The organism is Streptomyces sp. NPDC001351, assembly GCF_042896045.1.
Taxonomy (GTDB): domain Bacteria; phylum Actinomycetota; class Actinomycetes; order Streptomycetales; family Streptomycetaceae; genus Streptomyces.
In genome coordinates this window covers 467762-479755 of the sequence record NZ_JBIAWS010000009.1, presented here as the reverse complement: position 1 = coordinate 479755, position 11994 = coordinate 467762, and the positions used below count along the sequence as shown (strand labels likewise).

The following is an 11994-nucleotide window of genomic DNA, read 5'->3' as shown; positions in this document are numbered from 1 at the left end:
CGAAGAGCTTGTACTCCAGCAGCATCCGCTGCCCGTTTCCGAGCCGGGCGTAGACCTCGGCCAGTCCCTCGGCGAGCCGGTCCTGGCGGGCGCGGAGGTCGTCTTGTCCGGGGTAGTTCGTGCCGTCGGCGAACCACAGCTTCAGGTCCCGTGAGCCGGTGGCGTCCATGATGTCGACGCACTCCAGCAGGTGATCGACCGCCTTGCGCCGGATCGCCGCGTCGGGATGGCAGATGCTGCCCAGCTTGTAGTCGTCGTCCTGGAACGTATTGGAGTTGATCGCCCCCAGTTTCACGCCCTGGTCCTCGGCGTACTTCGCCAGAGCACCGTAGTCGTCCACCTTGTCCCACGGGATGTGCAGCGCGACGGTCGGCGCCACGCCGGTGAACGCGTGCACCTGGGCCGCGTCGGCCAGCTTCTCCTGCGGCGTACGGGGGACGCCTTGCTGCGCGAACACCTTGAACCGGGTCCCCGAGTTCCCGTACGCCCACGACGGCGTCTCGACTGCCTGGGTCTTCAGCGCGGCCTTCACCGCGGCGAGCTCGGTCACTTCAGGGCTCCTGTGACGTCCGGCCGTAAGGCAGATGGATGAATCGATTCAGAAGGGGAAGCTTAGAACTCCTCGCGGGGGTGTCAAGCATTCCGGCAGAGGCTGTTGCCCGTGTCTTGACCGTGACCTTTGGCTCTCGAAGGGCTCTCGAAATTTTTTCGAAGCCCGCCCATTGACGTGACATGGCCGACGCGCCTAACGTCCCGGCAACCAAGTTGAAACCTTTCACGACGTCGTGAGCCCCTTGTCGGCGTTGTCGAGGAGCCCCTGATGACCCACCCGTCCGACACGGGTCCGGCCCCGGTGCTGGCGCTCGAGGACATCTCGAAATCCTTCGGCGCGGTGCGCGCCCTGCGGGACGTTTCCCTGGAGTTGTTCCCCGGCGAGGTGCACGCACTCGCCGGAGAGAACGGCGCGGGCAAGTCGACCCTGATCAAGACGCTGGCCGGTGTGCACCGGCCCGACGCCGGCCGGGTGCTGCTCGACGGTGAGCCCGTCGTCTTCCACGGGCCCGGCGACGCCCGCGACGCCGGCATCGCCGTCATCTACCAGGAGCCCACGCTCTTTCCCGACCTTTCGATCGCCGAGAACATCTTCATGGGCCGCCAGCCCCGGCGCGCCCTCGGCCGTATCGACCACAAGGCCACCCACGCGGCGACCCTGGCCCTGATGCGGCGTCTCGGCGTCGAACTCGACCCCGACGGCCCGGCCCGCGGCCTGTCCATCGCCGACCAGCAGATCGTCGAGATCGCCAAGGCTCTCTCCTTCGAGGCCCGCGTCCTGATCATGGACGAACCGACCGCCGCTCTCACCGGCAGCGAGGTGGCGCGCCTCTTCGGCGTCGTGCGCACCCTGCGCGAACAGGGCGCCGCGGTGCTGTTCATCTCGCACCGGCTGGAGGAGATCTTCGAGATCTGCCAGCGGGTCACCACCCTGCGCGACGGCGCCTGGATCTCGAGCGAGCCGATCGAGGGCATGACCGAGGACGACCTGGTACGGCGCATGGTCGGCCGCGACCTCGACGAGCTGTACCCCAAGCAGGACGTCGAGCCCGGCGAAGTCGCCCTGAGCGTACGGCGGTTGACCCGCGAGGGCGTCTTCACCGACGTCTCCTTCGAGGTGCGGCACGGCGAGATCGTCGGCCTCGCCGGTCTCGTCGGCGCGGGCCGTACGGAGGTCGCCCGGGCCGTCTTCGGCATCGACCGCTGGGACGCCGGCGAGGTCGAGGTCCAGGGGCGCAAGCTCACCACCGGCGCCCCCTCCACCGCCATGGCCGCCGGGCTCGCCCTCGTCCCTGAGGACCGGCGCGCCCAGGGCCTGGTGATGGACATGTCCATCGAGCGCAACATCGGACTGACCGGTCTGCGCACCACCGTCAGGGCGGGTCTCGTCGACCGTGGCGCCGAACGCAGCCGCTCCCTCGACTGGGCCGTCAAGCTCCAGGTCAAGTACGCCCGGATCGCCGACACGGTCAACACCCTGTCCGGCGGCAATCAGCAGAAGGTGGTCCTGGCCAAGTGGCTCGCCACCGGCCCGAGGGTGCTGATCGTCGACGAGCCCACCCGGGGCATCGACGTCGGCACCAAGGCCGAGGTGCACCGGCTGCTGAGCGAGCTGGCCGCCGACGGCGTGGCCGTTCTGATGATCTCCTCCGACCTGCCCGAGATCCTCGGCATGGCCGACCGCGTGCTCGTGATGCACGAGGGCCGCCTGACCGCCGAGATCCCACGCGCCGAAGCCACCGAGGAATCCGTGATGGCCGCAGCCACCGGGAGGGCCGCCGTATGACGGTGACCACTCCCGACGAAACCCCCGTCGCCGAGGTGCCCAGGTCCAGCGGCACCCGGCTCGTCGACCGCGTCTTCAAGATGCGCGAACTCGCCATCCTGGTCGTTTTCCTGGTGATGATCGCCATCACCCAGGCGGGCAACAGCGAGTTCCTGTCCGAGCAGGGCATCAAGGACCTGCTGTTGAACGCGACCATCCTGGTGCTGGTCGCCACCGGCCAGTCCCTCGTGGTGATCACGAGGAACGTCGACCTGTCGGTCGGCTCGACCCTCGGCATCAGCGCCTTCGCCGCCGGCGACCATCTGCACGGCGGCGGCAACTCGCTCGTCGCCATCCTGCTGGCGGTACTGCTGGGCGTGGGCTTCGGTCTGCTCAACGGCCTGCTCGTCAGCCTCGGCCAGGTGCCCGCCCTCGTCGTCACCCTCGGCACGCTCTACATCATCCGCGGCATCGACTCCATCTGGGTCGGCTCCCGTCAGATCACGGCGGCCGACCTCCCCGGCGGCTTCGTGGACTTCGGCTCGGGCGGCCTCTCCGCCGTGCCGTGGCTGGCACTGATCGCGCTGGCGGTGCTCGTGGCGACGGCGTACTACCTCAAGCACTTCGGCAGCGGACGCGAGCTGTACGCCCTCGGCTCCAACCCGGAGGCCGCCCGGCTCGCCGGCATCCCCGTGCGCAAGCGGATCCTGGCCGCGTACACCTTCTGCGGCGGCCTCGCCGGCCTGGCGGGCGCCATGTACCTGGCCCGGTTCGGCAACGTCGACTCCGGAACCGGCAACGGCTACGAACTCACCGTCGTCAGCGCGGTCGTGGTCGGCGGCGTCGTCTTCACCGGCGGCTCCGGCAGCGTGTACGGGGCGGCGCTGGGCGCCCTGCTGCTGACCTCCGTCAACAGCGTGCTGCCCGCCCTCGGCGTCAGCTCCGTGTGGGTGCTCGCCGTCAACGGCATCCTGCTCATCCTCGCCATCGCGGTCGACCGGGTCGTCGCGCTGCGCGTGGCCTCCGCCCTGAAGAAGAGGAACGCCCGCCATGCCTGAGTCACTGACGCGCGCGGTCCGCTGGGACACGGTGGTCGGCGCGCTCCTGGTCGTCCTGCTGCTGATGTCGTTCGGCACGGTCGACGGGTTCGGCAACGCTCTGAACCTGTCGTTCCTGATCGGCAACACCCTGCCGATCGCCCTGATCGCGCTGCCCATGACGCTGCTGGTCGTCACCGGCGAGATCGACCTGTCCGTCGCCTCGACGGCCGGACTCTCCGGCGCCGTGATGGGCAAGCTGTGGAACGACGGCATGGCCATCGAGACGATCATTCCGCTGTGCCTGCTGCTGGGCGTGGTGTGCGGGCTCGTCAACGGGCTCCTCGTCACCCGGCTCGGACTGCCCTCCCTCGCCGTCACCATCGGCACCCTCGCCGCCTACCGGGGCATCGCACAGATCGTGCTCGGCTCCGACGCGGTGACCGACTTCCCCACCCAGTACCTGGACTTCGCGGCCGGGCGCATCGGGAACACCTTCATCCCGCAGGCCCTCCTGCCCTTCCTGGTACTGCTCGCCATCGCGGTGGTGGTCCTGCACGCCACCCCCTTCGGACGCTCCCTGTTCGCCATCGGCGCGAACGAGGAGGCGGCGCGGTTCGCCGGCATCCGCGTGAAGCGGCACAAGCTGATCCTGTTCACGGTGACGGGGCTGATGGCCTCCCTCACCGGCATCTTCTGGGCGCTGCACTACGCCAGCGCCCGCTACGACAACGCCACCGGTCTCGAACTCTCCGTCGTCGCCGCGGTGTTGCTCGGCGGCATCGACTTCGACGGCGGCAAGGGCACACTCGGCGGAGCCGTCGCGGGGGTGTTTCTGCTTGGGGCGCTGCAGAACGTGATGAGCCTGCTCAATGTTTCCGCGCAGTCGCAGATCGTCGTCACCGGGGTGTTGCTCGTCATCTCCGTTCTCGGTCCCAGGGTGGCGAGGCAGATCGGACTGGCGAGGGCTGCGCGCTCAGCTGGATAGCTCGTTCGTCGGCTGCGGGCCGTCTGTGGCTGGTCGCGCCCGCGCGGCAGCGCCGCACATTCAATACAGCCCGCGCCCCTTCAGGGCGCGTCGTACTCACCTTCGTCAAAAGGAAACCGTCATGCGCAAGTCATCCCTCCGCCGTGCCTGTGCGGCGCTCGCCGCCGGAACCTCGCTCGCCCTCGCGCTGACCGCCTGTGGCGGCACCACCAAGAACAACTCCAAGAGTGACGACGCGGCGGCCACCTCGACCGCCAAGGCAGACCCGGGCGCCGCCCTCAAGAAGGGCCTGACCGTCGGCTTTCTGCCCAAGCAGGTCAACAACCCGTACTTCACCTCCGCCGACAAGGGCGGCGAGAAGGCCCTCACCGAGCTGGCCGGCAAGTACAAGGAGGTCGGCCCCTCCAGCGCCACCGACACCGCCGGTCAGGTCTCCTACGTCAACACACTCACCCAGCAGCAGGTCAACGCGATGGCCGTCTCCGCGCAGGACCCCGGCGCCCTGTGCACCGCGCTCAAGCAGGCCATGAAGAACAACATCAAGGTCGTCACCTACGACTCCGACACCAAGCCCGACTGCCGCAACGCCTTCGTCTCGCAGGCCTCCGCCGAGGACCTGGGCCGCACCGAGGTGCAGCTGCTCGCCCAGCAGATCGGCTACAAGGGCGAGATCGCGATCCTGTCCGCCGCGCAGACCGCGACGAACCAGAACGTCTGGATCGACTTCATGAAGAAGGAGCTGGCGGACCCGAAGTACAAGAACATCAAGCTGGTCAAGGTCGCCTACGGCAACGACGACGCCCAGCAGTCCTTCCAGCAGACCCAGGGCCTGCTCCAGCAGTACCCGAACCTGAAGGGGATCATCTCCCCGACCACGGTGGGCATCAAGGCGGCCGCCCAGTACCTGTCCGGCTCCAAGTACAAGGGCAAGGTCAAGCTGACCGGTCTCGGCACCCCGAACGACATGCGCAAGTACGTCAAGAACGGCACCGTCGAGGGCTTCGAGCTGTGGGACCCGTCCAAGCTCGGCGACCTGGCCGCCCGTACCGCCGTCGCGCTGGCCTCCGGTCAGATCACCGGCAAGGAGGGCGAGACCTTCAAGGCCGGCTCCACCGAGTACACCATCGGCAAGGACGGCGTGATCACCCTCGGCAAGCCGACCGTGTTCAACGCCGAGAACATCGACCAGTTCAACTTCTGAGCCCCTTCCACCCCCGCGGGAGCCGGTACTTCATGCAGCGCGTCTGTTTCCTCCTCAAGGTCCGCGAGGACAAGCTCGCCGAGTACCGCGAACGCCATGCCGCCGTGTGGCCGGAGATGCTCGAAGCGCTCTCTGCCACCGGCTGGCACAACTACTCCCTCTTCCTGCGCGACGACGGCCTGCTCGTCGGTTACCTGGAGACCGAGGACTTCGACGCCGCGATCGCCGGCATGGAGGCCACCGAGGTCAACGCCCGCTGGCAGGCCGAGATGGCACCGTTCTTCGAGTCGCTGGACGGCGCCCGCCCCGACGAGGCCATGAAACCGCTCACCGAAGTGTTCCACCTCGCCTGACGTCCCCTCGCCCCCTGCCGGAGCCGCTGATGAGAAGACGTACCGCGCTCGCGACCGCCATACTGGCGGCCGTGGCAACGCCGGGCATCGCACGGGCCGCCGATCCCGGCCCCTCCGTCAGCAAGAAGAGCACCACCCAACTCGACGGTCAGGCCATCTTCTTCGTCTCCTACGACGGACTGGTCAACAACAACTCGTTCCAGAAGAACGGCCTGTTCACCTACAAGGGCCACCAGTACGCCGCCTGGTACACCTCCACCGGCAACGCCGTGATCGGCCGCCGCGTGCTCGGCGGGAGCAGCTGGTCGACCGTGACGCTGTCCCACGTCCTCAAGACCAGCGACTCCCACAACGTCATCTCCATGGGTGTCTCCGAGGTCGACGGCCGTCTGCACCTCACCATGGACTCCCACAGCGACGGCTACTTCTATGTGAAGTCGATCGCCGGGCTCCTCGACAACCCGGCGACCAAGGCCTGGACCTCGTCCGTCTTCGGCGCGGTGCAGACCTCGCTCGACGGCCTCGCGCTCACCTCCCAGTTCACCTACCCCCAGTTCATCTCGACCCCCGAGGGCAAGCTGCAGCTCAGCTACCGGGTCGGGATCTCCGGCAACGGCCGCAACGCCCTTGCCGAGTACGACGGTTCGACGTGGACGGCCCTCGGGGAGTGGTCCAGCTCCACCGGCACCTACACCAGCTCGCACGGCTCCTCGACCGCCCGCAACATGTATCTGCACGGCATCGACTACGACGCGGGCGGCCGACTGCACTCCTTCTTCACCTGGCGTGAGCAGAACGCCGCCGTGATGTGCAACAGCGGCGGCATCACCAACCACGACACCGGCTACGTCTACTCCACCGACCGCGGCCGCACCTGGCGCAATGACGCGGGCGCCCTCGTAGCCACCACGGGTACCTCCGACACGGTGGCCGTCACCGACAGCGGACTGGTCGTCGACCCGCTCGGCCCCGACCACTCGCTGATGAACCAGGAGAGCCAGTCCACCGACTCCTCCGGCCTCCCGCACGCCGTCATCAGCTACGTCCCCGGCCGCTTCGGCCAGTGCACCACCGACTACGTCGCCGACCGCACCGCGGGCGGCCGCGCCTTCCACCTGCGCAAGAACTCCTCCGGCACCTGGCAGAAGACCGAGATCCCCGTCGCGCCGGGTTCCAGCCAGCGCACCAAGCTGATCCTGGACAAGTACGACAACGCCTACGCGATCTTCCCCTTCGGCCGGATCGCCGGCGCCTCGAAGGCCTCCGGACACACGGACTGGACGCTCCTGTACGACGGCAGCGACCTGAACGCCTTCGGCGAGGTCGTGATCGACGAGATGCGCGTCAGGGCGGACAACGTCCTGTCGTTCATGTACCAGGAGAAGTCGAGCGGCACCACGCCCTCGGCACTCCACGTCGTCGACTTCGCACTGCCCGCGTGACCGGGCATGATGCGCCGAACGATGACGGTAATCTGAAGGCATTCCGGCCGAATCACGTCCCCTGGAGGTCCCTGCCCGATGAGCCAGTCGGTGGGTATCAAGGACGTCGCCCGCGCCGCCGGAGTCTCCGTCGGCACGGTGTCGAACGTGATCAACCGTCCGGACACGGTCGCCACGGAGACCCGGGCCCGGGTGCTGTCCGCGATCGACCGGCTCGGCTACGTCCGCAGCGAGTCCGCGCGCCAGCTGCGCGCGGGCCGCAGCCGGATCATGGGGCTGCTCGTCCTGGACATGGGCAACCCGTTCTTCGTGGACGTCGCGCGCGGCGCCGAGCGTGCCGCACGGGACGCCGGGCTCGGCGTCATGGTCTGCAACAGCGCCCAGAGCGCGGGCGAGGAGGCCGAGTACCTCTCCCTCTTCGCCGAGCAGCGGGTGCGCGGCGTGCTGCTGACCCCCGCCGACGCGACCGGCCGCAACATCGAGACGTTCCGGCGGCACAACATCCCCTTCGTCCTTGTGGACCGGGTCGCCGAGGGCACCACCGAGTGCTCCGTCTCCGTCGACGACGTGGCGGGCGGAGCTCTGGCCGTGCGCCACCTCGTCGACGCCGGGCATCGCACCATCGCCTACGTCAGCGGTCCGCCCGGCCTCAACCAGGTCCGCGACCGCCGCACCGGCGCCCTGAACGCCCTCGCCGAGGCGGGCCTCGGACCGGACCGCCTGCGCGAACTGCCCACCGAACGGCTCGACGTGGCCGCAGGCCGGGACGCCGGCGCCCGTCTGCTCGGCCTCGCCGACCGCCCCACGGCCGTCTTCTGCGCCAACGACCTCCTCGCCCTCGGCGTCCTGCAGGCCATGTACGCAGCAGGCATAACGGTCCCCGACGACCTCGCCATCGTCGGCTACGACGACATCGAGTTCGCGGCCGCCGCGGCCGTCCCGCTCACCTCGGTACGTCAGCCCGCCGTCACCATGGGCGCCCTGGCCGCCGAGCTGCTGCTGGAGGAGACGGAGGCGGAGACCGCGAGCAAGCGACACGAGCACCGTCGTGTCGTACTCCAGCCGGAGCTCGTCGTACGACGCTCCAGCCTGTCCGCCCGCTGATCGCCCGGTCAGTAAGTTTTCATGATCCCAGGGGTCCGCCACCGGACGAACATGTGGTGAAGTGGGACGCGGTCCGAAACCCGTCCGTCCCTGGAGACCCGTTGACCGCCACCTACCGCCAGCCCGGCGTCGTCCTCACCGACCGCCACTTCACCGTGCCCCTCGACCACGACGACCCGGCGGGCGAGACGATCGACCTCTACGCCCGTGAGGTCGTCGCGAGCGACAAGGCGCAAGTGAACCTGCCCTGGCTGGTCTACCTGCAGGGCGGTCCCGGCTTCGGCGCCAACCGTTTCGTGGGCAGGCAGTCCTGGCTGGGCCGCGCCCTCAAGGAGTTCCGCGTCCTCCTCCTCGACCAGCGCGGCACCGGCCACTCCAGCCCCGCCAACCGCCAGACCCTCCCGCTGCGCGGCGCCCCCGCCCAACAGGCCGACTACCTGGCGCACTTCCGGGCCGACGCGATCGTCCGCGACTGCGAGGCCATCCGCCCCGAGGTCACCGGCGGCGCCCCCTGGACGGTCCTCGGCCAGAGCTTCGGCGGCTTCTGCACCGTGAACTACCTCTCCAGCGCCCCCGAGGGCCTGGCCGCGGCCGTGATCACCGGCGGCCTGCCCTCCCTCGACGCCCACGCCGACGACGTCTACCGCGCCGCCTACCCCCGCATCGAACGCAAGGTCGCCGCCCACTACGCCCGCTACCCGCAGGACGTCGAGCGCGCCCGCCGTATCGCCGACCACCTCCTCACCCACGAGGTCACCCTTCCCAACGGCTACCGGCTCACCGCCGAGGCCTTCCAGTCCCTCGGCATCGTCCTCGGCGGCAGCGAGGGCAGCCACCGCCTGCACTACCTGCTGGAACACGCCTTCGTCCGCACCCCGCACGGCCAGGTCCTCTCCGACGCATTCCAGGAACAGGCCCAGGACCTCCTGTCGTACGCGAGCCACCCCCTCTACGCCCTCGTCCACGAGGCGATCTACGGCCAGGGCGAACGCCCCACCGCCTGGTCCGCCGAACGCGTCCGCGCCGAGTTCCCGCAGTTCGACGCCGCGAAGACCCTCGCGGGCGACAGCCCGCTCCTGTTCACCGGCGAGTCCGTCCACCCCTGGATGTTCGACTGCGACCCGGCGCTGCGCCCCCTGCGCGAGACCGCCGACCTGCTCGCCGCCCGCACCGACTGGCCGCCCCTCTACGACCGCGCCCGCCTCGCCGCCAACGAGGTCCCGGTCGCGGCGGCGATCTACCACGACGACATGTACGTCGACACGGCCCACGCCCTCGAGACGGCGCGCACGATCCGCGGCCTGCGGACCTGGGTGACCGACGAGTTCGAGCACGACGGGGTACGGGCCGGCGGACCCCGGGTGCTGGACCGGCTGCTGGCGCTGACGCGCGACGAGGCATGAGACTCACCGGGAGTGATGTCGGTGTCACCCACTAGTCTTCGACCATGACCGAGCCGAAGATCACCGGGTTGCAGCCCATGCCCGCCGACTGGCAGCGCGCGCTGGCCGTCGTCGCGCACCCGGACGACCTCGAGTACGGGTGCTCGGCGGCCGTCGCCGCCTGGACCGACGAGGGCCGCGAGGTCGTCTACGTACTGGCCACGCGCGGTGAGGCGGGCATCGACACGCTGGAGCCCGCGAAGTGCGGTCCGCTGCGCGAGCGGGAGCAGCGGGCGAGCGCGGCGGTGGTGGGGGTGACGCAGGTGGAGTTCCTCGACCACAAGGACGGAGTGATCGAGTACGGCACCGCGCTGCGCCGCGACATCGCCGCCGCGATCCGCCGCCACCGGCCCGAGCTGGTGATCACGCTCAACCACCGCGACACCTGGGGCGGCATCGCCTGGAACACCCCGGACCACGTCGCGGTCGGCCGTGCCGTGCTCGACGCGGTGGGCGACGCCGGCAACCGGTGGATCTTCCCGGAACTCGTCGAACAGGGCCTGGAGCCCTGGAACGGCGTCCGCTGGGTCGCCGTCGCAGGCTCCGCCTCGCCCACACACGCGGCGGACGCCTCGGCCGGACTGGAACGCGCGGTGCACTCGCTGCTCGAACACCGCAGCTACATCGAGGCGTTGACCGACGAGGACCCGGAGACCTACGCCCGCGGATTCCTGACGGCGAACGCCACGGCGACGGGGGAGCGGTTCGGGGGCCGGCCCGCGGTCGCGTTCGAGGTCTTCAACCGATAGATCACCCGCACGTTCAGGACGCACAGGGGGAGCACATGAGCGGCACGGACGCACTGGCCGACCGGTTCGAGGAACACCGGGGCCATCTGAAGGCGGTCGCCTACCGCATGCTCGGTTCGGTCGCCGAGGCGGAGGACGCCGTCCAGGAGAGCTGGCTGAAGCTGAGCCGCTCCGACGCGGACGGCATCCAGAACCTGGGCGGCTGGCTGACCACCGTGGTCGGCCGGATCTGTCTCGACATGCTGCGCTCCCGGGCCTCGCGCCGCGAGGATCCCTTCGACGAGACGTTCGTGCCCGATCCCGTGATCAGACCCCTATCGCAGATCGACCCCGAGCAGGAGGTCCTGCAGGCCGACTCGGTGGGCCTGGCCCTGCTGGTGGTCCTGGAGACCCTGGAACCCGCCGAGCGGCTGGCGTTCGTGCTGCACGACATGTTCGCCGTGCCCTTCGACGACATCGCGCCGATCGTGGAGCGCAGTTCCGCGGCGACCAGACAGCTGGCCAGCCGGGCCCGGCGTCGGGTGCGCGGAGCCACACCGTCCTCGGAGCCCGACCTCGGCAGACAGCGGCAGGTCCTCGACGCCTTCATGGCGGCCGCCCGAGCCGGTGACTTCGAGGCGCTGGTCGCCGTCCTGGATCCGGACGTGGTGCTGCGGGCCGACTCCGGTGCGCTGGTCGGGGGCGCTGCCGCCTCCAAGACGGTGCGCGGCGCGAAGCCGGTGGCGGAACAGGCGCTGCTGTTCCGGCAATTCGCGCAGTTCGCTCGGGTGGTGCTGGTCAACGGGGAGATCGGTGTCGTCAACGCGCCCGAGGGACGGCCGCTGTCGGTCATGGGCGTCACCGTCTCCGACGGCCGGATCGTGGCCCTGCACATCCTGGCCGACCCGGAACGGCTCGCCCGTCTGGACCTCGGCGCGTTCGACTGAGAGTCAGGCGGCGACGGCCAGCGGACGCAGGGTGCGGTGCGGGTCCACGACCCGCCCGTCCGGCAGCAGTTCACCGGTGTCGTCGAACACGATCGTCCCGTTGCACAGCAGGCTCCAGCCCTGTTCGGGGTGGGCCGACAGGATGACGGCGCTGTGGTGGTCCGGGCTGTCCGCGGTGGGGCACGGTGGCCGGTGACTGCACATGGTCTCTCTCCTCGATCGGTCTGGCTCCCGCCTGAAGTGGGCTCGTCTCAGTGATAGCCGAGCTTGTTTTCCGTTGAATGAGGAGACCCCCACAGCGCCGGAAACTCATCGGTGAGGTTCGGTTTCGCAGCCTCGTTTCCAGGCGCTCCGCGGAGCGGAGTCTCTGTCACACCCGCGTGGGAGCGTGGGACATGGACAAGCGGTGCGCGTCGAGCCGAAGGGGGCGGCGTC

At 69.5% G+C, this 11994-nt stretch carries 11 protein-coding genes and 1 pseudogene; 10 read left to right on the top strand and 2 right to left on the bottom strand.

Going from position 1 to position 11994, the window contains the following annotated elements:
- A pseudogene (locus ACFY1U_RS32790) lies at positions 1-550 on the bottom strand (rhamnose isomerase); the annotation flags it as partial.
- A 270-nt stretch (positions 551-820) separates the two neighbouring features.
- On the opposite strand from ACFY1U_RS32790, the gene ACFY1U_RS32785 reads away from it, so the two are divergent.
- The 10 genes from ACFY1U_RS32785 to sigJ all read left to right on the top strand — a co-directional run bounded on the left by ACFY1U_RS32785 (position 821) and on the right by sigJ (position 11559).
- Entirely contained in the window at positions 821-2338 is a 1518-nt protein-coding gene (locus ACFY1U_RS32785; RefSeq protein WP_390697762.1) for a sugar ABC transporter ATP-binding protein, read from the top strand.
- Positions 2335-3375, top strand: a complete 1041-nt coding sequence (locus ACFY1U_RS32780) for an ABC transporter permease (RefSeq protein ID WP_390697761.1) — start codon at positions 2335-2337, stop codon at positions 3373-3375. Before ACFY1U_RS32785 ends, ACFY1U_RS32780 begins: the two co-directional genes overlap by 4 nt.
- Positions 3368-4342 carry an ABC transporter permease gene (locus ACFY1U_RS32775; protein ID WP_390697760.1) on the top strand — a complete coding sequence of 325 codons (975 nt, stop codon included), beginning with the start codon at positions 3368-3370 and terminating at the stop codon, positions 4340-4342. The genes ACFY1U_RS32780 and ACFY1U_RS32775 overlap by 8 nt, the downstream gene beginning before the upstream one ends.
- Positions 4343-4463: 121 nt before the next feature.
- Complete coding sequence (rhaS, locus tag ACFY1U_RS32770; protein WP_390697759.1) at positions 4464-5543, top strand: rhamnose ABC transporter substrate-binding protein; 1080 nt, start codon at positions 4464-4466, stop codon at positions 5541-5543.
- A 32-nt stretch (positions 5544-5575) separates the two neighbouring features.
- Entirely contained in the window at positions 5576-5896 is a 321-nt protein-coding gene (locus ACFY1U_RS32765; RefSeq protein WP_390697758.1) for an L-rhamnose mutarotase, read from the top strand.
- A gap of 29 nt (positions 5897-5925) precedes the next feature.
- Positions 5926-7338, top strand: a complete 1413-nt coding sequence (locus tag ACFY1U_RS32760; RefSeq protein ID WP_390697757.1) for a BNR repeat-containing protein — start codon at positions 5926-5928, stop codon at positions 7336-7338.
- A gap of 78 nt (positions 7339-7416) precedes the next feature.
- The gene (locus tag ACFY1U_RS32755; RefSeq protein WP_390697756.1) at positions 7417-8442 is read left to right on the top strand and encodes a LacI family DNA-binding transcriptional regulator; all 1026 of its coding nucleotides are present in this window, start codon (positions 7417-7419) and stop codon (positions 8440-8442) included.
- Between the two features lie 101 nt (positions 8443-8543).
- Positions 8544-9845, top strand: coding sequence for an alpha/beta fold hydrolase (locus tag ACFY1U_RS32750; protein ID WP_390697755.1), 1302 nt, complete (start codon positions 8544-8546; stop codon positions 9843-9845).
- A 44-nt stretch (positions 9846-9889) separates the two neighbouring features.
- Positions 9890-10633 (top strand): PIG-L deacetylase family protein, encoded by a 744-nt coding sequence (locus ACFY1U_RS32745; protein ID WP_390697754.1) that lies wholly within the window; start codon positions 9890-9892, stop codon positions 10631-10633.
- Between the two features lie 35 nt (positions 10634-10668).
- Positions 10669-11559 carry an RNA polymerase sigma factor SigJ gene (sigJ, locus tag ACFY1U_RS32740; protein WP_390697753.1) on the top strand — a complete coding sequence of 297 codons (891 nt, stop codon included), beginning with the start codon at positions 10669-10671 and terminating at the stop codon, positions 11557-11559.
- 3 nt (positions 11560-11562) lie between these two features.
- Here sigJ and ACFY1U_RS32735 read toward each other — a convergent pair whose 3' ends face one another.
- Positions 11563-11763: a DUF5999 family protein gene (locus ACFY1U_RS32735; RefSeq protein ID WP_390697752.1), complete on the bottom strand. Its 201-nt coding sequence runs from the start codon at positions 11761-11763 to the stop codon at positions 11563-11565.
- Positions 11764-11994: the final 231 nt, after the last annotated feature.